This is a genomic window from Vibrio sp. 1978 (genome assembly GCF_033344345.1).
On sequence record NZ_JAWPOP010000010.1, the window covers coordinates 144,542 to 166,034 of the forward strand.

Genomic DNA, 21,493 nt, shown 5'->3' on the forward strand with positions numbered 1-21,493 from the left:
TATAATTCTAAATAATATCTAAGTAAGCAAGATACTTGTTTTAGTGAGCAAAACTATTAATTATTGATGGCGCACCAATTAAAATCCTTGGTGGATAATATTGGTGTATCACTAACAACTAAATTAGAGGTTCTAATAATGAAGACTCTGGAAGTGTATCTTGATTTTCTTAGATATATAAATCAGTGCAACACAACAAGCTGGCCAGGGTTGGAATAAGTAAGTTGTAGCTAGAGGTCCAACACATGAATCTACAAGAAATGGAGCAGAACTCCGCAAAAGCCGTCGTGTTGCTCAAAGCGATGGCAAACGAGAGACGCCTACAAATCCTTTGTATGCTGCATAACCAAGAGCTGTCCGTGGGAGAGCTGTGTGCAAAGTTAGAGCTAAGCCAGTCGGCATTATCTCAGCATCTTGCTTGGCTTCGCCGTGATGAGTTAGTCACGACAAGGAAAGAAGCACAGACGGTGTACTACACATTAAAGAGTGATGAAGTGAAAGCGTTAATAAAAACACTGCATAGTCTTTATTGTGCTGAGAGTGCTCAACATTAATTAAATAGTCCTAATATACTGCTCATCTTAGAGTGTGAATCTAACTTGTTGGAATATTTGAGAGTGGCGTTAAACTTTTGATGATAGGGTACTACTCATCGACCAATTTGCTTTGTTCTCAAGTGTTTTATTAGTGCTTTCTAGTTTGAGCGTTATATGGGTAATGAATAAGCTGATGTCTTTAAATGGGACATTCAGAAAAAGAAAAGCTGGCATTGCCAGCTTTTTTTATTAAGAAAACTTTGTAGATATAAAAAAACCGACACAAGGTCGGTTTTTTCTTCACTGTAAAATCAGGACTCTATTAAAGAGCTTTGATTTGTGCAGCGAAACGAGACTTATGGCGAGCTGCTTTATTCTTGTGAATAAGGCCTTTAGTTGCCATGCGGTCTAGGATAGGTGTAACTACAGCGAATGCAGCAGTTGCAGCTTCTTTGTCGCCTGCTTCGATAGCAGCAACAGTTTTCTTCATGTAAGTACGCATCATTGAGCGACGGCTAGCATTGTGCTGACGACGTTTCTCAGCTTGGATAGCGCGCTTCTTAGCAGATTTACTATTTGCCAAGGGTCTAACTCCCAAAAACTTAGTTCTGTGACAATTTAAGGGCGAGGAATATCCCTCATTTGCGCTTAAATGTCAAATGATTTGTGCAAAAACCGATCTAAGCCAAAACAAATTTTGGTAAGAGAGGTTATCGCGGTTAAGATGGCGGGGATTCTAACAGCATTTTTATACCAATGCTAATAATTATCCGCGAAAGGCACACTTATTCCTTACAACCCGCGGATAGATTTTTGACGTCTATTTACAGCACCTGTCAGAGAAACAGTATAGGGTTAGCTGTCTTATGGTGATATTCCGAGGTTACAGTGAGTAAACGACTACTCAAGTCTGGCATGATCGTCAGTGCTATGACATTTATTTCCCGCGTTCTTGGCCTAGTTCGTGATGTTGTAGTGGCAAATTTAATGGGGGCAGGAGCAAGCGCAGACGTCTTTTTCTTCGCCAATAAAATTCCTAATTTTTTACGACGTTTGTTTGCTGAAGGTGCTTTTTCCCAAGCGTTTGTACCTGTTTTAACGGAAAGCCATGCTCAAGGCGACATGGATAAAACTCGGGAGCTCATTGCTCGTGCGGCGGGTACATTAGGGGTGATAGTCTCAATTGTTACCATCTTAGGTGTTCTAGGTTCCGGAGTGGTGACTGCACTGTTTGGTTTTGGTTGGTTCCTAGACTGGATGCATGGTGGTCCCGCGGCTGAGAAGTTCGAACTTGCTAGCGTGATGCTCAAGATTACCTTTCCTTATTTATGGTTCATCACTTTTGTTGCCCTATCGGGAGCCATTCTCAATACACTAGGTAAGTTTGCGGTTTCTTCGTTTACTCCCGTCTTCCTCAACGTAATGATCATTTTGGCAGCATGGTTTATCTCGCCGCAGATGTCACAGCCAGAGATTGGTCTTGCCATCGGTGTTTTCCTTGGTGGTTTGGTTCAGTTCTTATTTCAAATCCCTTTCCTTATTAAAGCGGGGGTTATGGTTAAGCCAAAATGGGGCTGGCGCGATCCGGGCGTGGTGAAGATCCGAACCTTAATGATTCCTGCTTTGTTCGGTGTGTCGGTAAGCCAAATCAACTTGTTGTTTGATACTTTTATTGCCAGCTTTCTGCAAACCGGTTCGATCAGTTGGTTGTACTATTCAGATCGCTTGTTGGAATTCCCGTTAGGTCTGTTTGGTATTGCGATTGCAACGGTGATTTTACCAGCATTATCACGCAAACATGTTGACGCACAAAATGAAGGATTCGCACAAACCATGGACTGGGGGGTGCGCATGGTGATCTTACTTGGCCTTCCTGCAATGCTTGGTTTGATGGTACTGGCAAAACCTATGTTGATGGTGTTATTCATGCGAGGTGAGTTTTCGCCACAAGACGTACATCAAGCATCATTGTCACTCTTTGCTTACGCTTCAGGCTTGTTGAACTTTATGCTGATTAAAGTGCTCGCTCCGGGTTATTACTCGCGTCAAGACACTAAAACGCCAGTGAAATACGGCATCATTGCGATGGTGACCAACATGGTATTTAATGCAATTTTTGCGTACTTCTATGGCTACGTTGGCTTGGCTATCGCGACGGCACTATCGGCATTTGTGAATATGGCACTGCTGTATCGTGGCCTGCACATCGCAGAGGTATACCAAATCACTAAGCGAACCGTCTTCTTTATTATACGTTTAGCTATTGCTGGCGCGGCGATGGTGGCGGCAATCTTATGGCAACTGGAAGATATGTCAGTATGGCTGGGCTGGAGCTTTGCTCACCGAAGCGCGGTGCTAGGGATGTTGATCGGTTTAGGAGCCGTAGTTTACCTAGTGGCTCTATTTTTAACTGGTGCGCGTTTAAAAGACCTAAAAGCTGGGACAGACTGAGGGTGATTAGTATATAATCCGTCAGTTTCACACAGTGTAAAGTAAAACAGAGGCAGAAAGCAGTATCCAATGGAACTGATTAGAGGCATTCACAATATCAACCCGCGACATCATGGTTGTGTGCTGACTATTGGCAATTTCGATGGTGTCCATAAAGGCCATCAACAAGTATTGCAGCAAGTGTCTGAGCAAGCGGACAGGCTATCCTTGCCTTCTGTTGTGATGACCTTTGAACCTCAGCCGATGGAGCTGTTTGCCAAAGACAAGGCACCTGCAAGGTTGACGCGATTACGCGATAAGTTCGTGCAATTGAGTAAGCTCGATATTGACCGCTTACTGTGTGTCAATTTCAATCGCCATTTTGCAAGTTTAACCGCGGAAGAGTTTATCCGTGACTTGTTGGTCGAGCGTTTGGGTGTTAAGTTTCTTGTCGTTGGTGATGATTTCTGCTTTGGCAAAGGCCGTACAGGTAACTTTGCAATGCTGCAGGAAGCAGGGGAAAAATACGGCTTTGATGTCGTAAGTACCCAGAGCTTTTGTTTACAACAATTACGTGTCAGCAGTACGGCTATCCGTCAAGCGCTGGCGCGTGACGATTTGCATTCCGCGCAACAGATGCTGGGAAGAAACTACAGCATCAGCGGTCGTGTTTCTCACGGAAGAAAGCTAGGTCGAACCATTGGGTTCCCTACTGCAAATATTCCTTTGAAACGCTGTGTTTCTCCGGTTTCCGGAGTCTATGTTGTTCAAGCGCTTGGCTTAGGAAATAAGCCAGTTGGTGGTGTTGCTAATATTGGTCAAAGACCAACCGTCAATGGTGTTCGCCAACAGTTAGAAGTGCACTTATTCGACTTTCATGCCAATTTATATGGCAAGCAACTAGAAGTGGAACTTTTGCATAAACTTCGAGATGAGCAAAAGTTTGAGTCGTTTGAAGCACTTAAACAACAAATCGAATTGGATGCTGAAGCAGCAAGGGTGTGGCTGCGTCAGCTTAAGCGTTGAGCGGTTTATTCCACCGTTCAACATAATGTCTAATTTTCGCCCAATATAACGGAATTAAGAATCGATGAGTGAGTATAAAGATACCCTGAACTTACCTGAAACAGGGTTTCCAATGCGCGGCAACCTGGCCAATCGTGAGCCAGAAATGCTTAAGCGTTGGTACAAAGAAGATCTTTACGGTGAAATCCGTAAAGCTAAGAAAGGCAAAAAGTCATTCGTATTGCACGATGGCCCTCCTTACGCAAATGGTGACATTCATATTGGTCACGCACTAAACAAGATTCTTAAAGACATTATTATTAAATCCAAAACACTTTCAGGTTTTGACGCACCTTACATCCCAGGCTGGGACTGCCACGGTCTACCAATCGAATTAATGGTAGAGAAGAAAGTAGGTAAGCCAGGCCAAAAAGTGACAGCAGCGGAATTCCGCGAGAAATGTCGTGAATACGCAGCAGGTCAGGTTGAAGGTCAGAAAGAGAGCTTCAAACGCCTTGGTATCATGGGTGAGTGGGACAAGCCATACCGCACTATGGATTTCGCAACTGAAGCGAACATTATTCGTGCTCTTGGTAAGATTGCAAGCAATGGTCACCTTCTAAAAGGTTTCAAACCTGTTCACTGGTGTACAGACTGTGGTTCTGCTCTTGCTGAAGCGGAAGTAGAATACAAAGATAAAGTATCGCCATCTATCGACGTTCGTTTTAAAGCGGCTGACGAAGCGGCACTGTTGTCTAAATTTGAGCTGACTGAAGGTCATGAAGGTCACGGTGACGTATCTATCGTTATCTGGACAACAACACCTTGGACACTGCCAGCAAACCGCGCGGTATGTCTACGTGATGATCTAGAGTACGTGCTTATCCAAACAGAAGGCGACAACGCTGAGCGTATCATCGTTGCTGCTGAGCTAGCGAAAGACGTAATGGACCGTGCGGGTATCGAGCACTTCCACAACCTTGGCTTTGCTAAAGGTGCGGACCTAGAGCTTTCTCAATTCCAACACCCATTCTACGATTTCACTGTACCGGCGATCCTTGGTGATCACGTTACGACTGATTCAGGTACTGGTGTTGTTCACACTGCTCCTGGTCACGGTCAAGAAGACTTCGCGGTTGGTAACAAGTACAACCTAGAAGTAGCAAACCCAGTTGGCTCAAACGGTGTTTACCTACCAGATACAGAGCTATTTGCTGGTCAGCACGTATTTAAAGCGAACGATGCAGTAGTAGAAGTACTAAAAGAAAAAGGTGCACTACTACACCACCACGCTTACGAGCACAGCTACCCACACTGTTGGCGTCATAAGACTCCAATCATCTTCCGTGCTACACCTCAATGGTTCGTTTCTATGGACCAAGCTGGCCTACGTGCTAAAGCATTAGAGTCAATCAAGAATGTAGAGTGGATGCCTGAGTGGGGTCAAAGCCGCATCGAAGGTATGATCGAAGGTCGCCCTGAGTGGTGTATCTCTCGTCAACGTACTTGGGGTGTGCCAATTGCTCTGTTTGTTCATAAAGAAACAGCAGAACTTCATCCAAACACGCTAGAGCTGATCGAGAAAGTAGCGAAGCTGGTTGAAGAGAAAGGCATTCAAGCATGGTGGGATGTAGATGCCGCTGAACTACTAGGTGCTGACGCTGACCAATACGAAAAAGTGCTAGATACGCTAGACGTATGGTTCGATTCAGGTGTCACTCACTTCTCTGTTGTTGATGCTCGTGAAGAGTACAACGGCAACAGTGCTGACCTATACCTAGAAGGTTCTGACCAACACCGTGGTTGGTTCCAGTCTTCTCTAATTTCATCTATCGCGATGAAAGACGAAGCGCCTTACAAACAAGTACTGACACACGGTTTCGTGGTTGATGGTCAGGGGCGTAAGATGTCTAAATCTATCGGTAACGTGGTTGCGCCAAAAGACGTAACTAACAAGCTAGGTGCTGACATTCTTCGTCTATGGGTTGCTTCAACAGACTACACTGGTGAAGTTGCGGTTTCTGATGAAATCCTAAAACGTAGCGCAGATGCTTACCGTCGTATCCGTAACACAGCGCGTTTCTTCCTAGCTAACCTGAGCGGCTTCAACCCTGAAACAGACATCGTTCCTGTTGAAGAGATGGTTGCGCTAGATCGCTGGGCAGTTGGTCGTGCACTAGCAGCACAAGAAGAGATTGTTAAAGCATACGAAGAGTACAACACACACGGTGTAACTCAGCGTCTAATGCAATTCTGTTCAATCGAAATGGGCTCTTTCTACTTAGACGTAATTAAAGACCGTCAGTACACAGCAAAACGTGGCGGCAACGCTCAACGTAGCTGTCAGACTGCACTTTACTACATCGTAGAAGCGCTAGTTCGTTGGATGGCGCCAATCATGTCGTTCACTGCAGATGAAATCTGGAACGAAATGCCAGGTCAACGCGACAAGTTCGTATTCACTGGTGAGTGGTTCGACGGTCTATTCGGTCTTGCTGAAGGTGAAGAGCTGAACAACGAATTCTGGTCTGAGATCCAAGCGGTTCGTGGTGCGGTAAACAAACTTCTAGAAGATGCGCGTAAAGAGAAAACCATTGGTGGTGCACTACAAGCTGAAGTGACTCTATTTGCTGATGACGCACTAGCGGCGAAGATCAACAAACTTGAAGATGAACTGCGCTTTGTTCTACTAACATCTGCTGCGAAAGTTAAGCCTCTAGGTGAGAAGACGGATGCAGCACAAGCGACAGATATCGAAGGCTTGTTTGTTGAAGTAGCAGCAGCTGAAGGCGAGAAGTGTGACCGTTGTTGGCACCATACGCCAGACGTAGGCACAATCGAAGGTCACGAGAAGATCTGTGGTCGTTGTGTGTCTAACGTAGACGGCGAAGGTGAAGTACGTAAATTCGCGTAATTGCCTAGAACGACTGAACTTTTTTTAAAATTAACAGCCCCAGTATTTACTGGGGCTGTTTGTAGGTAAAGTAATGAGTGAAAAAGCACTGACGTTAAAGCAATCTGGAGTTCGCTGGCTGTGGTTAGCAATTCTGGTATTTATTGCAGATATTGGCATCAAATTGGTGGTGATGGACAACATGGGCTACGGGTGGGCAAACCGAATTGAGGTGCTGCCATTCTTCAACCTACTTTACGTTCATAACTACGGTGCCGCTTTCAGCTTCTTGAGCGATCAAGCTGGTTGGCAGCGCTGGTTATTTACAGGTATCGCGTTTGTTGTGACGGGTCTTTTGACCTACTGGATGAGCAAGCTTCCAGCAAAAGAAAAATGGAACAACATTGCTTATGCACTGATTATTGGTGGTGCAGTGGGCAACGTGTTTGACCGCGTCGTTCATGGCTTTGTTGTTGATTACCTAGACTTCTTCTGGGGTAACTACCACTGGCCAGCATTCAACCTTGCTGACATGGCGATCTGTATTGGTGCGGCAATGATTATTCTGGATGGCTTCCGTAAAAAAGACGCTGACAAGTAATCTTTTGCGGTATATCGAATAACCCTAAGCGTCGTCCGTTGATTCGAGCGATGCTTTTTATTATGTTGGAGCGCCAATCAGCATATCAATGTATAAAAAGACCAAGCTGACAGCGTAATAACCCAAGAACAAGGAAGCATTAACGTGACAACAATAACCAATGAATCTGTAGTAACCCTTCACTTTACGATTAAAATGAAAGACGGATCGGTTGCAGATAGTACTCATAACATGGGTAAACCAGCGAAATTTGTTATGGGTGATGGCAGCTTGAGTGAAAACTTTGAGCAGTGCTTGATAGGCCTCGAAACAGGCGCACAAAAAGCGATTGAGCTAAAGGCAGAAGACGCGTTTGGTATGCCAAACCCTGATCATATTCACTATATGGATCGCACTAAATTTGTAGGTGATGCAGAAGTGGAAGTTGGTACAATCATGGCCTTCAGTGGCCCTGATGGCATGGAAATCCCGGGCATTATTACAGAGATTGCAGGCGATTCAGTCACTGTGGACTTCAACCATCCTCTAGCGGGACAAGACGTGACTTTCGAAGTTGAAATTTTGTCAGTAGAATAGCGAACCAAATAAAAGATAACTTCCATGAGCAATGAAATGAAAATCCTGTTAGCTAACCCACGTGGTTTCTGTGCTGGTGTTGACCGCGCGATTAGCATCGTAGAGCGTGCGCTAGAGATGTATCAGCCACCGATTTATGTGCGTCATGAAGTGGTGCATAACCGTTTTGTGGTTGAAGGTCTAAAACAGCGTGGTGCTATCTTCGTTGAAGAACTGCACGAAGTGCCAGACAACAACATTGTGATTTTTTCTGCTCATGGTGTATCGCAGGCGGTTCGTCAGGAAGCGAAGCTGCGTGATTTGACCGTATTTGACGCAACGTGTCCTTTAGTAACCAAAGTGCATATGGAAGTGGCGCGTGCGAGCCGTCGTAATATGGAAGTGGTTCTGATTGGTCACGCAGGTCACCCTGAAGTCGAAGGTACGATGGGGCAATACGCCAGTGAAACCGGTGGTATGTACTTGGTTGAAACTCCAGCCGATGTTGAGAAACTGAAGGCGATTGTGAAAGATCCATCCGATCTTCATTACGTAAGCCAAACGACGCTTTCTGTCGATGAAACTGCCGATGTTATCGAAGAGCTACGCCGCGTGTTCCCAGATATCCAAGGTCCACGTAAAGACGATATCTGTTACGCGACACAAAACCGCCAAGATGCCGTACGTGAATTAGCTGGTGACGTAGATGTGATGGTTGTGGTGGGTTCTAAAAACTCATCAAACTCCACACGTCTTAAAGAGCTAGCTGAAAAGCTAGGGACACCTGGCTACTTAACCGACTGTCCGGAAGATATCAAACCTGAGTGGTTCGAAGGCAAAACAAAGGTCGGCGTGACTGCGGGAGCATCTGCTCCGGAAGAGCTCGTTAATCAGATTCTAGAGCGAATCAAAGAACTCGTTGGTGCCGAAGCGGTTGATGAAGTACTTGGCCGTGAAGAGAATATGTTCTTTGAAGTACCTAAAGAACTGCAAATCAAGCAAGTGGATTAGTCTCCATTTATCGAATATTCAAAAGGCGACCTGTGGGTCGCCTTTTTTACATCTCTCTTAACTCATTTAGGTAATCACGAATTTGGTCTTTTCCTAAACCATCGATAATCATATCAGACATCTTCGTGATTCTTCGCTCAAGCGATTGAGCAACCTTTTCGCAATGTGCGTACATGTCTTCATCAGAACCATCGGTCGGAAAAGCATCAACTTGCCAGTTTACTCGAACACCACCTGCAAGCCACTGAGGAGCGGTTTCTTGATGTAAAGAATCACAGAGAATAATAACGATGTCGGGAAGAAACTGAGTTCGCTCCTCCCATGAATGCGTGTGGATATGCGGAATGGGGAGTTGGTGGTCATCTAAATATTTTTGCACCACTGGGTGCACCTTGCCTGTGGGATGTGAGCCTCCACTGGTGACACTAAAATCTGCTGGCAGGATATTGGTTGCGATTGACTCCGCGAGGACGCTTCGTCCAGCGTTGTGCTTACATATGAATAAAACTTTATACATCATCGCCTCGTCTTTTCAGAGCGTCCTATTTATACGCTAGCGGAAACTCAGCGATGATGTGTGAAGTTTTTGTGTTAGTGGCTAATGCCGAGCATCTCTTTGAGCACCTTTAAGTAGCGGCGGCTTACTGGTATCTCAAAGCCTGTTTTGGTGATGATTTCCGCTAACCCATTTTCCAGTAACTTGATTTCGCTAATCGCTTTAATACTGACTAAGTATTGACGATGGCAGCGGACTAGAGGGGTTTTCTCTTCCAACGTTTTTAATGTCAGTTGGGTGCTCGCGGTTTGGCTGGTGGAGCGTACATGCACGCCGCTGATATCACTGTAAGCACATTCCACCGTGTCGGTGGCCATGATAACGATGCGGTTGTGTCCGATGCACGGTATTTGATCCAACGTGTCAGGTGTAATAGCAGACAGTTGTTGCGTTAGGGCGGATTGGCTAATGACTTTGTTTAGTCGTTTTACCGTTTTAGTTAGCCGGCATGGGTCGACAGGTTTGAGCAAGTAATCAAAGGCATTGTCTTCAAATGCTTGAATCGCATACTGATCATAAGCCGTGACAAAAACCACATAAGGCATGGTTTCTGGATCAAGCATCCCTAGTAATTCAATCCCCGTGACTTGAGGCATTTGGATATCGAGAAACACCACATCAGGCTTGAGTTCATTGATTTTTTTTAGGCCGAGGATTGCGTTTGAGGCATCGCCCACGACCTCAACTTGGCCTGTTTCATCCAGTAACTCTGCTAGCTCTTCACGAGCAAACTGTTCATCATCAATGACGAGTGCGGTTAACATCCAACATTACCTTTATTGCTTCAGCGTGCTTTTATGATTTTGGGGGAATGATAAAGCTCATTTTAGTAAATTGATGTGGCTCGCACGTAATTTTTAGCGCTGCATCACGTCCAAATTGATTAGTGAGACGCTTGTCGACAATTTCTAAACCTAGCCCTGAGTGGTTTTCTTTTGGCGGCTCAAAACTGCCTGCGTTGTCTTCGACGGTAATCAAGTGACCTTGTGGGTGTGCTTCGCTGTATATATGAACTTTACCACCTTCAAGCATGTTTGAAATGCCATGCTTAATGGCATTCTCAACCAAAGGCTGGAGTGTAAAGCTTGGTAATTTGATGTCCAGCAATTCAGGTTGAATATCGATTTCAACCTCTAAGCGTTCCGTAAAACGCGCTTTTTCGATGCTCAAGTACGAGTTCACATGTGCAAGCTCTTCCTTTAACGTCACGGTATTAATGTTCTGCTTTAAATTGCTGCGGAAGAAGTGCGATAGATTTTGGATTAGCTCGCGCGCTTTGTCAGGGTCACGACGAGTAATCGCACTAATAGTATTGAGTGCATTAAACAAAAAGTGTGGATTCACCTGAGCGTGAAGCAATTTTATTTCTGCTTGGGCGAGTAAGGCTTGTTGTTGTTGGTAATCGCCATAAAGGATTTGGCTAGATAGAAGCTGGGCTATTCCTTCCGCCATCGACATGTTGGCCGTCGAGAACAATTTACGCTTCGGTTCATACAGCTTTATGGTACCAATGACCTCTTTCCCTGCACGCAGTGGGATGATCAGCGCAGATCCGAGCTTGCAATCTTTTGCAATGGAGCATTGGTATGGACGCTCCGCACCATCAAGATAAATGATGTCGTTTTTCTCCATGGAGTCTAATGTGCTTTGCGATGAAATCGGCGTGTTCGGTTTATGGTGATCATCGCCAATGCCCACAAACGCCAAGATCTTTTCTTGGTCAGTAATCGCGACAGCGCCCACTTTGGTTTCTTCGTAAATAATACGTGCGATTTTCTCTGCGTTTTCGGTGTTGAAGCCGTTGCTTAGAATTCCCACTGAGCGATCAGCAATGGTGAGCGCTCGACGCGAAAACGTCGCAGAAAACTTTTCAAAGATTGCTTTTCTGTCTTGCAGGATACTCATGAACAACGCCGCACCAAATGAGTTCGCGATGATCATAGGCGCTGCAATAGCGGACACCAGTTCATAGGCTTGATCAAAAGGTTTCGCGACGGCGAGCAGCAAAATCATTTGCACCACTTCTGCAACAAACGTGACGCTGAATACGACGCTTGGATTAAACAGCAATGCGCCTTTATTTCGCTTGATAAGGTAAACGTGGAGCAAGCCACCAATTACGCCCTCGGCGGTGGTTGAAATTGCGCAGGCTAGGTCAGTAAAGCCACCAAGAGAGTATCGATGGATGCCACCAGTAAATCCGACGGCGAAACCTACAACAGGTCCACCAAACAGCCCGCCCATAACTGCGCCGATCGCACGAGTATTGGCAATAGCATCGTTGATGTGCAGACCGAAATAGGTGCCGAGAATACAAAAGCCAGAGAAGAGTACGTAACAAATTAGGCGGTGGCTTAAGCGCGAAGAAATACTCAGCAAAGGTAAGATGATTGGCGTTTTACTTAGCATGTAAGCCAAAACTAAGTACACACACATCTGTTGTAAAAGGGAGATGACCAGTTCCATAGTGAACCTAACCTAGAATCAATGTTGTTATTGTATACCTAAGTAACCTCAAGATGCTTGGCTCAGATAGATAAGAACAGCTAAGTAAATGATGCTGCGCTGTGCTTTCTGAGTCTTAAAGTGACTTGGGTATAAAACAAAAAGAGCCTGCAATTGGCAGGCTCCTATCTTAGTCACTCAGATGTGACGAGTATTACGCTGTTTCTGATACGGCTTGTGGTTTCTCTTCGTCAGCCAGTTCAGTTTCACCTTTACCCTTAGAGGTTTTGATAACGTAACCTGTCACAGCTAGGGCAAACACAATACCTACGATAGTTGATAGTTGCATTGGCAGACCAAAACCTAGCGAGCTGTTGTTTAAGATGAACGTGACACATACCGTGGTCATGAAGATAGCTGGGATAGTGGTAATCCAGTGCAGCTTGTTGTGACGCAGTAGGTAAGCGGACGCAGTCCAAAGCATCATTACCGCTGTTGTTTGGTTTGCAAAACCGAAGTAGCGCCAGATAATGCCGAAGTCTACTTGAGTTAAGATACCGCCGATAACGAACAGTGGAAGTGCCATCAGTAGACGGTTACGTAGCGTTTTTTGTTCCATGTTGAAGTATTCAGCAAGGATCAAGCGGCTTGAACGGAACGCTGTATCGCCAGACGTAATTGGTAGGATAACCACACCCAGGAACGCAAGGATACCACCGAACACACCTAGCAGACCAAATGATGCGCTGTATACCACGTTACCAGGGCCACCGTTTTTCACAGCTTCTGATAGAGCGTCTAGAGAGCCGAAGAAAGACAGAGCGATAGCACACCAAATTAGCGCGATAACACCTTCACCAATCATTGCACCGTAGAATACGAAGCGACCGTTTTTCTCATTTTCCATACAACGCGCCATCAGTGGAGACTGAGTTGCGTGGAAGCCAGAGATAGCGCCACATGCGATAGTGATGAACAATGCAGGCCATAACGGCATGTCATTTGGGTTGAGGTTAGAGAACATGTCCGAAACTTGGAAGTCACCCATTACTGTGTGTTCGCTAGAGAAAGCAACGGCTGTCATTAGGCCAACAGACATAAAGATAAGTAGGGCGCCAAACAGTGGGTAGAAACGACCAATGATTTTATCGACAGGAACAATCGTCGCAATGATGTAGTAAGCAAAGATAGCAATAACCATCGTTGTCATGCTTACACTCAAGCTTGTTTGATCATTGATGAGGTTAGTAATCATGCCAGCAGGGGCTGAAACGAACACTACGCCAACTAGAAGCAATAGGACAATGGCAAAAATATTCATAAAGTGTTTTGCGCCATTACCTAGGTAGCGACCTGTAATGGTAGGTACAGATGCACCGCCGTTACGCACTGAAAGCATGCCTGAGAAGTAATCGTGTACTGCACCAGCAAAAATACAACCGACTACAATCCAAAGCATCGCCGCAGGACCGTATAGTGCCCCCATGATCGGGCCAAAAATTGGACCAACACCTGCGATGTTAAGTAGTTGAACTAGGTAAACTTTCTTTGTTGACATTGGAACGAAGTCAACACCGTCCGATTTGGTGTGAGCTGGCGTTTGGCGTTTTTCATTGATGCCGAAAATCTTCTCGACGAAAGCGCCGTAGATGAAGTATCCGCCGATTAGGGCTGCGACACAGGTTAGAAACCACATCATAGCAATTGTCCTTGGTCTTAGTTGGGTAGGGTAATTTTTTAATCTCAGGATGCATGTTATGCGTCACTTGTGTTAAATGCATTCGGTTAGTAGATGAGTGGTCGAATAGAGCACTGAGTGGTCGATATGCTGCTTGAGCGGTTTTTAAAAATGGCGAAAGGTTGATGACAGTCTTGAGCGGCTGATTTGAGTCATCAGTGGTTAAATCTGCAAGCTCAGCGGCAAGCGCCAATAATTAGTGGTAAGCTTATTTTTGAAAACAATTACTTAAGGAAGAACCATGAAAAAGGTAACGGTAGGTCTGGCACTGGCTTTACTTGCAGGATGCACAGCAACGACAGCAGATCTTGCCAAGTCGGGAGATTGGCATCAGATCGGATATCAAGATGGCATAACCGGACACACATCGCGCACGATGAGCGAGCTTCGTGAGTTGGGTAGTGTTAAGCAAAGTGACTACGACCAAGGTTATTTAGAAGGTTTACGTGAGTACTGTAATCCTGCTTTTGCGTATCAAATGGGGTTATCTGGTCAGTATTACGAAGGGGTTTGTGAAGGTACTGAGCAAGCGCAAAAATTCCGCATGGAATGGCAACGTGGTTGGAATGAATACTCAAATTAATAGTCAATAAAGCCGTTGTTACACTGTCTGCATCACATAAATGTGGCAAAATCTTCCTTATTAAACTGTGCTCATATTTCTTAATAGTGAGCACAGAAAAAAAGGAATCACATTATGTCAACGCAAATGGCTGGTGGCTGGAGTCCATTTCATGAACTCACAGCAGAGAATAAAGAAGTATTTGCTAAAGGTATCGAGGGGTTTGTCTGTGTCAAATACTCCCCTTTGGTTGTGGCTACTCAAGTCGTAGCCGGACAAAACTATGCGTTTTTCTGTAATGCAGAAGTTGTCTACCCTGGAGCACAACCATACCCAGCAATGGTTCATATGTTCAGTGACCTTGAAGGTAAAGTCGGTATTACTCACATTGAACGATTGAACTACTAAATTAAGCCATAAAAGGCGCCTGACTTTTAAATAAGTGAGGCGCTTTATTGATTAAGATTGATTAGTTTGCGCGATCACGACTTTTCTTAAATATCCTTGCTTGGCGTTCAGTTGCTCAGTCGCGCTTTCTCTATCCAGCCCGGTTAAAATCATCAAAATCGCTAACTTGGCGTCGTAGTCCGTTTCTTTGAGCGCCGTTTTAGCCTCTTGGTTAGTACAATCTGTTGCTTGCATAACAATACGAGCCGCTCTTGCAACTAGCTTTGCATTCGTCGCTTTCACATCTACCATTAAGTTCTGATAACTTTTGCCCAGGCGAATCATGCTTGCGGTAGTGAGCATGTTTAGTACGAGTTTTTGTGCCGTCCCTGATTTTAAGCGAGTGGATCCCGTTAACGCTTCAGGTCCAACAACGGGGCTAATCGCAATATCAGCAATATCTGCAATCGGAGAGTCAGGGTTACAAGATAGTGCTACAGTGGTGGCACCAAGCTCGTTCGCATACTCTAAGCCACCAATCACGTAAGGTGTTCGTCCACTTGCCGCAATACCAACGACGACATCGCGTTGTGTTAGCGTATTCTCTTTAAGATCTTGCTCACCCAATGCTGGATCGTCCTCCGCCCCTTCCTTTGCACGGAACATTGCCTCTTTTCCACCGGCAATAATACCAACGACCATCTCTGGATCTGTGCCAAAAGTTGGTGGGCATTCTGAAGCATCCAAAACGCCAAGTCGACCACTGGTACCCGCACCGATGTAAAACAACCGACCTCCGACCTTAAATGCTTCCGTGATCTTATCAACGGCTTCAGCGATCTCAGGCAACACTTTTTCAACGGCAAGAGGAACGAGTTTGTCCTGTTGGTTGATGCGTTGAACAATATCGAGAGAAGGCAGCAAGTCGATGTCCATGGTGTCTGGGTTTCGCCCTTCAGATACCAGATGGGATAAAGCTGCGATAAGTGCATCGTTCGTCATAATGAATTAAGCCTTTTTGTTTAGGATCTATTGCCCTTAATTTTTTGAATAGAGTACACCCAGTGAAGCGAGACGACTTGCCCCCGTAACTTCCGGTAAGTTGCTAGGGAGGCCGTGAATATGGCGCTGCGCAAGCCAAGCAAACGCCATTGCTTCCATGTAATCGCCATCAACACCTTTTTCTGCCGTTGTCGCAACGCTCCATTGTGGCAATAACTTAGCTAGTCGCTGCATCAAAAGCGGGTTTCTTGCTCCACCGCCACAGACTAATAGTTGAGGTGTGATGCCATGAGAAAACTTGTCGACTTCGTTGGCAATGGTAATTGCAGAATACTCGCAAAGTGTACGTTGTACGTCTTCGATTGGTAAATTGTGATGGGCCAGTTGTTGATGCAGCCAGTCAATATTGAACAGTTCTCGCCCGGTACTTTTAGGGGCAGGCATGGCGAGGTAAGCTTCTTTGAGTAATTGAGTCAACAAAGTAGCGTTTACCGTTCCTTTAAGTGCAAATTGTGCATCTTCGTCGAAGCTTTGCCCAGTATGCAGCGCACACCATGCGTCCATCAACATATTGCCCGGGCCTGTGTCATAGCCAATGACTGGTTGTTCTGGATGCAGTACCGAGATATTGGCAATGCCTCCAATGTTAAGCACCACAATTGTGGAATCCTGCATCGCAAAAATGCTTTTATGGAAAGCAGGGACGAGTGGGGCACCTTGTCCACCTAGCGCCATGTCTTTACGACGAAAATCCGCTACCGTATCAATGCCTGTCTTGACTGCGATAATGTTTGCATCGCCCAATTGAGTGGTAAACGGCAAGTTTCCGGTAGGCTGATGGAACACTGTTTGACCGTGATTACCAATCGCACGAATTTGCTCTGCGACGTAGCCAGACTTATTGAGTAGCTGTAACACAGCATCTGCAAATAGGTGGCCGAGCTGGTGGTCAAGTTCACCTATGGTTTTTAAATTTGTTGCTTGACCGGTACAAACAGATAACAGCATGTCTTTTAGCGCTGCGGGCATTGGGTAGTCGTCGTGCGCAATCAGACGAACATGCTCATCGCTTATTTCAACTAGAGCGGTATCAACGCCATCCATACTCGTTCCAGACATCACACCAATGTACAGTTCGTTAAATTTCATAGCCGATCTCGTCAATTCTTCATTCACTTATTGTAAAGCAAATCTGAAGCGAATAACCTCATCGAATACGAGATATTCAGCCGATTTTGAGGAGAAAACATGGGACCGTTATGGGTTGACGTTGCGGGGTATGAACTGACCGCTGAAGACAAAGAAATCTTGGAGCATCCTACGGTTGGTGGATTAATTCTATTTGCTCGCAACTATCATGATAGCGAACAGCTTCAAGCACTTACTCAATCCATCCGAAAGGCGGCTAAGCGCCCGTTTTTGATCGGTGTGGATCAAGAAGGCGGCCGAGTGCAGCGCTTTCGTGAAGGTTTCTCATTAATTCCTGCTGCTGATGAGTACGCTAAATATCAAAATGGTGAAGAGCTTGCTCGTATGGGCGGTTGGTTAATGGCAGCAGAGCTGATTGCCCATGATATTGATTTAAGCTTTGCCCCGGTACTTGACCAAGGCCATCAATGTAAAGCGATCGGTAACCGTGCATTCGGTGAAGATGCCGATACCATTCTTCGCTATAGCACTGCTTATATGCAAGGAATGAAGAGTGTTGGCATGGCAACGACAGGAAAGCACTTCCCTGGACATGGTGGCGTGATTGCAGACTCACATCTAGAAACACCATACGACGAGCGCAGCGACATTTTTGAACAAGATATGGCGATCTTCAAAGCGCAAATTGATGCCGGTATTTTAGATGCCATGATGCCTGCTCACGTGATTTTCCCACATTATGATGCTCAACCAGCCAGCGGTTCTGAATACTGGTTAAAACAGGTCCTGCGTCAGCAATTGGGTTTTAAAGGTTTGGTTTTTTCGGATGATTTGACCATGGAAGGCGCTGCGATTATGGGCAGCCCAGCCGAGCGAGGTGCTCAAGCATTGAGAGCTGGTTGCGATATGTTGTTAATGTGTAATAAACGAGAAGCGCACGTTGAGGTATTAGACAACTTACAGGTTTCAACCGTGCCACTCGCGGATGGATTACTGAAAAAACAGTCATTTTCTCCAAGCGAACTTAAGCTATCTCAAGAGTGGAAAGCGGCGAGTGAAGCGATGAAACGCTTGACTAGCTAAACCTCTTGTAAAAGATTCAAAACAGCGATGAGAAGCCAAAGTTAATTATGCTTTGGCTTTTTATTTGACTGTAAATTTTAATTTACACTAAATGTTTTTTATTCTGTACGCTTGTTTTTCTTTTTTAGCCTGTTATCTTGTCTTTAAAGCTTAGTTGTCTCACCAAAGGTTTGGTTGGGTGTAAAAATAAATATACAGGTTAGAGTTATGCAGAAAAGTGAGTTGAGCAATATTAATATTATCGAAGAACAGGTTCTTATTACTCCGGAGGAACTAAAAACCAAGCTTCCTTTGAGTGAAAAAGCACGTCGCTTTATTCAAGAGTCTCGTCAAACTATCGCTAATATTATTCACAAGAAGGATCACCGCCTGCTTGTTGTATGCGGTCCATGTTCTATCCACGACGTGGAAGCGGCGAAGGATTACGCAAAGCGACTTAAAGCACTCTCTGAACAACTAAGTGACCAACTGTATATTGTTATGCGTGTTTACTTTGAGAAGCCGCGCACCACGGTCGGCTGGAAAGGCCTGATCAATGACCCACACCTAGACGGCAGTTTCGATATTGAACACGGTCTGCATGTTGGACGCGAACTTCTGGTGGAGTTGGCAGAAATGGAAATCCCGCTCGCGACTGAGGCTCTAGACCCAATTAGCCCACAATACCTGGCGGATACTTTTAGCTGGGCTGCAATCGGCGCACGTACGACGGAGTCACAAACTCACCGTGAAATGGCAAGCGGCCTGTCTATGCCAATCGGTTTTAAGAATGGCACCGATGGCAGTTTGGCAACCGCAATTAACGCGATGCAAGCTGCGTCCTCTAGCCACCGTTTTATGGGAATTAACCGTGAGGGACAAGTCGCACTGTTAACCACCCAGGGCAATGCTAATGGACATGTGATCTTACGTGGCGGCAAGCAAACTAACTACGATTCGGTATCAGTCACTGAGTGTGAGCAAGAGATGGCGAAATCTGGTCTTGATGCTTCATTAATGGTGGATTGCAGTCACGCCAACTCACGTAAAGATTACCGTCGCCAGCCATTAGTCGCGGAGGATGTGATTCATCAAATCCGTGAAGGCAATAAATCTATTATCGGTCTTATGATTGAAAGCCATATCAATGAAGGAAATCAATCTTCTGACTTAGCTCTTGAAGAGATGAAATACGGTGTATCTATCACTGACGCATGTATCAATTGGGATTCAACTGAGGCACTATTACGTCATGCACATGAAGAGCTAGTGCCTTTCTTAGAAAATCGTCTAAAGGCTAATTAATACAGGATTTAAGGAACATCAATGGCAGTTGAACTTAACGCATTACGCGATCAGATTGATGCAGTCGACAAGCAAATGTTGGAGCTATTGGCTCAGCGTTTAGCGCTCGTAGAGAAAGTTGGGGAAGTAAAAAGCGAACATGGTTTGCCAATTTATGCTCCAGACCGCGAAGCGGCGATGTTAGCTTCTCGTCGCGCTGAAGCTGAAAAAATGGGAATTCCTCCACAGCTTATTGAAGATATTCTGCGTCGAACAATGCGTGAGTCTTATGCCAGCGAGAAAGATTCCGGTTTTAAGTGTTTGAACCCTGATTTACGCTCAGTTGTTATTATTGGTGGTAATGGTCAATTGGGTGGCCTGTTTGGGCGTATGTTCAAATTGTCGGGCTACCAGGTCAAAGTTCTCGGCAGTAAAGACTGGGATCATGCGGATGAGAGTCTAGACAACGCGGGTTTAGTCGTGGTCACGGTGCCGATTCATCTAACGGAAGGGGTGATCGAAAAACTGGGGAACTTGCCGCAAGACTGCATTCTGTGTGACCTGACTTCTATCAAGTCGAAGCCTCTGCAAGCAATGTTGAATGTGCACCAAGGTCCTGTAGTTGGTTTACACCCAATGTTTGGCCCAGATGTTCCGAGCCTTGCCAAGCAGGTTATTGTGTACTGTGATGGTCGTGGTCACGAGCATTACCAATGGCTATTGCAACAGTTTGGAATTTGGGGCGCAAGCTTGTGCCAAATCGATGCACAAGAGCACGATCATGGCATGACGTTGATTCAGGCGTTACGCCACTTCACGTCGTTTGCTTACGGTATGCACCTTAGCAAAGAGAATCCGAACATCGATCAGTTGTTGAAGTTAAGCTCGCCAATCTACCGCCTTGAATTGGCGATGGTGGGACGACTGTTTGGTCAGGATCCGAACTTGTACGGTGATATCATTTTCTCTTCTCAAGAGAATATCGATATGATCAAGCGATTCCATCAGCGTTTAGGTGATGCGGTAGCGATTCTGGATAGCAGAGACAAAGCGCGATTCATCGAAAGCTTTAAGCAGGTGAGTGATTGGTTTGGTACTTATTCTCAACAATTTATGAATGAGAGCCAAAACTTACTCAAACAGGCGAATGATAATATTCATCGCGGCTAATCACGGGTCATTTAGCCGTGCAGAGTCCGAAACAAAAAGAGCAGCGTAAGCTGCTCTTTTTCGTGTTGATGGACAAATCAGTTCGTCGCAGTATTACTCGTATCTTCACTTGATACTGTGTTGATACTGGTATCGCGATAGGGTGAATTGGTTAAATTGACTTGTAGGCGTACAACGTTATCAATCAATTGAACCAAAGGTCCCCATTTCACTTTTTTCTCTTTTTCAAAGACGTCATTGAAGTTTTCTGGTGTCCACTCCATTAAGTATTGAGGGTTGAGTGCTCGTCCGAGGAAGCGTACTTCATAGTGCAAGTGTGGCCCTGTGGAGTTGCCAGAGTTACCGCATTGAGCAATGATGTCGCCTTTACTAACAAACTGACCGCTTTTCACTTTGAAGCGTTGTAGATGAGCAAAGGAGCTCATAAAGCCAAATGAGTGACGAATGGTGACATAGTTACCATAACCACGATTGCTCGGGCGAACGGTTTCCACCACACCGTCAGCCGGTGCCAGGATCTCTTCTCCTCTTTTACAAGTCAGATCGATACCAGTATGAACATGCCTCTTACCTGAAATCGGATTAATACGACTGCCGTAAGAAGAAGAAATACGTTGGTATGTGACTGGACTGTCATTTGGTATCAAACGGAACATCGTCGCGCGAACAGCAGAATCGATAGCGGCTGCGTCAATTCGCTCCTCTAACCCCATGCTGTTCTCATCGATCATCAACTCTTCGTCTGCGAGACCTAAAACCGATTCAACGTCGAATACCCGTTTGCCCAATAGCTGAATTTGATTGTTTTTGTCCGTCAAAGATTGGGAAAGCGAATGATTGGTATCAAGCTGCTCTTCGTAAAGAGCCGTCACTTCGGCCTTTTCACTTTCCAGTTTGGCGATGATTTGTGTTAGTTCGTCTTTATTGTGCATCTGCTGCTGATTAAGGTACCACGCGCCACCAACGACGGCGGGTAATGCCAATACTGAAGCAAATACTGCTAGGACCGAACTGCGGCCCAAATAGAACTGCTGATCGCCGTCTTTCGTCGGGATCTGCATGATGATTTTTTTAGACATAGTTATTGTTACTTAAATAGGCGTTCAT

The 21,493-nt window shown here is 45.4% G+C and carries 20 protein-coding genes; 12 read left to right on the forward strand and 8 right to left on the reverse strand.

What is annotated here, in order from left to right; genetic code table 11:
* Positions 1 to 245 precede the first annotated feature (245 nt).
* Positions 246 to 554, forward strand: a complete 309-nt coding sequence (locus R8N49_RS12185) for an ArsR/SmtB family transcription factor (protein WP_005381940.1) — start codon at positions 246 to 248, stop codon at positions 552 to 554.
* Positions 555 to 858: 304 nt separating this feature from the next.
* Here R8N49_RS12185 and rpsT read toward each other — a convergent pair whose 3' ends face one another.
* Positions 859 to 1,119, reverse strand: a complete 261-nt coding sequence (rpsT, locus tag R8N49_RS12190; RefSeq protein ID WP_005381938.1) for a 30S ribosomal protein S20 — start codon at positions 1,117 to 1,119, stop codon at positions 859 to 861.
* Between the two features lie 305 nt (positions 1,120 to 1,424).
* On the opposite strand from rpsT, the gene murJ reads away from it, so the two are divergent.
* The 6 genes from murJ to ispH all read left to right on the forward strand — a co-directional run bounded on the left by murJ (position 1,425) and on the right by ispH (position 9,031).
* A complete protein-coding gene (gene murJ, locus R8N49_RS12195; RefSeq protein ID WP_167415019.1) occupies positions 1,425 to 2,987 on the forward strand; it encodes a murein biosynthesis integral membrane protein MurJ in 1,563 nt (520 codons plus the stop codon).
* Positions 2,988 to 3,056: 69 nt separating this feature from the next.
* A complete protein-coding gene (ribF, locus tag R8N49_RS12200) occupies positions 3,057 to 3,992 on the forward strand; it encodes a bifunctional riboflavin kinase/FAD synthetase (RefSeq protein WP_005381933.1) in 936 nt (311 codons plus the stop codon).
* Positions 3,993 to 4,056: 64 nt separating this feature from the next.
* Complete coding sequence (ileS, locus tag R8N49_RS12205) at positions 4,057 to 6,885, forward strand: isoleucine--tRNA ligase (RefSeq protein WP_017821497.1); 2,829 nt, start codon at positions 4,057 to 4,059, stop codon at positions 6,883 to 6,885.
* Positions 6,886 to 6,958: 73 nt separating this feature from the next.
* Entirely contained in the window at positions 6,959 to 7,465 is a 507-nt protein-coding gene (gene lspA, locus R8N49_RS12210) for a signal peptidase II (RefSeq protein ID WP_005385948.1), read from the forward strand.
* Positions 7,466 to 7,609: 144 nt separating this feature from the next.
* Complete coding sequence (gene fkpB / locus R8N49_RS12215) at positions 7,610 to 8,041, forward strand: FKBP-type peptidyl-prolyl cis-trans isomerase (RefSeq protein ID WP_005381922.1); 432 nt, start codon at positions 7,610 to 7,612, stop codon at positions 8,039 to 8,041.
* A gap of 24 nt (positions 8,042 to 8,065) precedes the next feature.
* Positions 8,066 to 9,031 (forward strand): 4-hydroxy-3-methylbut-2-enyl diphosphate reductase, encoded by a 966-nt coding sequence (gene ispH, locus R8N49_RS12220; protein WP_017636164.1) that lies wholly within the window; start codon positions 8,066 to 8,068, stop codon positions 9,029 to 9,031.
* A 46-nt stretch (positions 9,032 to 9,077) separates the two neighbouring features.
* On the opposite strand, the gene R8N49_RS12225 is transcribed toward ispH, so the two are convergent.
* The 4 genes from R8N49_RS12225 to R8N49_RS12240 form a co-directional block, all read right to left on the reverse strand.
* The gene (locus tag R8N49_RS12225; RefSeq protein WP_017636163.1) at positions 9,078 to 9,551 is read right to left on the reverse strand and encodes a low molecular weight phosphatase family protein; all 474 of its coding nucleotides are present in this window, start codon (positions 9,549 to 9,551) and stop codon (positions 9,078 to 9,080) included.
* A 71-nt stretch (positions 9,552 to 9,622) separates the two neighbouring features.
* Complete coding sequence (btsR, locus tag R8N49_RS12230; protein WP_005381917.1) at positions 9,623 to 10,351, reverse strand: two-component system response regulator BtsR; 729 nt, start codon at positions 10,349 to 10,351, stop codon at positions 9,623 to 9,625.
* A gap of 31 nt (positions 10,352 to 10,382) precedes the next feature.
* On the reverse strand, positions 10,383 to 12,053 hold the full coding sequence (locus R8N49_RS12235) for a sensor histidine kinase (protein WP_318189991.1): 1,671 nt from the start codon (positions 12,051 to 12,053) through the stop codon (positions 10,383 to 10,385).
* 193 nt (positions 12,054 to 12,246) lie between these two features.
* Positions 12,247 to 13,731: a carbon starvation protein A gene (locus R8N49_RS12240; RefSeq protein ID WP_005381914.1), complete on the reverse strand. Its 1,485-nt coding sequence runs from the start codon at positions 13,729 to 13,731 to the stop codon at positions 12,247 to 12,249.
* A 280-nt stretch (positions 13,732 to 14,011) separates the two neighbouring features.
* Here R8N49_RS12240 and R8N49_RS12245 point away from each other — a divergent pair, with 280 nt between their 5' ends.
* Both R8N49_RS12245 and R8N49_RS12250 read left to right on the forward strand, forming a co-directional pair.
* A complete protein-coding gene (locus R8N49_RS12245; RefSeq protein ID WP_005381912.1) occupies positions 14,012 to 14,353 on the forward strand; it encodes a DUF2799 domain-containing protein in 342 nt (113 codons plus the stop codon).
* A gap of 114 nt (positions 14,354 to 14,467) precedes the next feature.
* The gene (locus R8N49_RS12250) at positions 14,468 to 14,740 is read left to right on the forward strand and encodes a hypothetical protein (protein WP_053306896.1); all 273 of its coding nucleotides are present in this window, start codon (positions 14,468 to 14,470) and stop codon (positions 14,738 to 14,740) included.
* Positions 14,741 to 14,791: 51 nt separating this feature from the next.
* Here the strand turns inward: R8N49_RS12250 and murQ are convergent, their stop codons facing one another.
* A complete protein-coding gene (gene murQ, locus R8N49_RS12255; protein WP_017636161.1) occupies positions 14,792 to 15,721 on the reverse strand; it encodes an N-acetylmuramic acid 6-phosphate etherase in 930 nt (309 codons plus the stop codon).
* Between the two features lie 36 nt (positions 15,722 to 15,757).
* Entirely contained in the window at positions 15,758 to 16,870 is a 1,113-nt protein-coding gene (locus R8N49_RS12260) for an anhydro-N-acetylmuramic acid kinase (RefSeq protein WP_033906112.1), read from the reverse strand.
* 99 nt (positions 16,871 to 16,969) lie between these two features.
* Here R8N49_RS12260 and nagZ point away from each other — a divergent pair, with 99 nt between their 5' ends.
* The 3 genes from nagZ (at position 16,970) to tyrA (ending at position 20,386) form a co-directional block, all read left to right on the forward strand.
* Positions 16,970 to 17,953: a beta-N-acetylhexosaminidase gene (gene nagZ / locus R8N49_RS12265; protein WP_065274194.1), complete on the forward strand. Its 984-nt coding sequence runs from the start codon at positions 16,970 to 16,972 to the stop codon at positions 17,951 to 17,953.
* Positions 17,954 to 18,160: 207 nt separating this feature from the next.
* Positions 18,161 to 19,237: a 3-deoxy-7-phosphoheptulonate synthase gene (locus R8N49_RS12270; RefSeq protein WP_005381904.1), complete on the forward strand. Its 1,077-nt coding sequence runs from the start codon at positions 18,161 to 18,163 to the stop codon at positions 19,235 to 19,237.
* A 21-nt stretch (positions 19,238 to 19,258) separates the two neighbouring features.
* Positions 19,259 to 20,386, forward strand: a complete 1,128-nt coding sequence (tyrA, locus tag R8N49_RS12275; RefSeq protein ID WP_065274195.1) for a bifunctional chorismate mutase/prephenate dehydrogenase — start codon at positions 19,259 to 19,261, stop codon at positions 20,384 to 20,386.
* Positions 20,387 to 20,463: 77 nt separating this feature from the next.
* On the opposite strand, the gene R8N49_RS12280 is transcribed toward tyrA, so the two are convergent.
* Entirely contained in the window at positions 20,464 to 21,465 is a 1,002-nt protein-coding gene (locus R8N49_RS12280) for a M23 family metallopeptidase (protein ID WP_005381900.1), read from the reverse strand.
* Positions 21,466 to 21,493 lie beyond the last annotated feature (28 nt).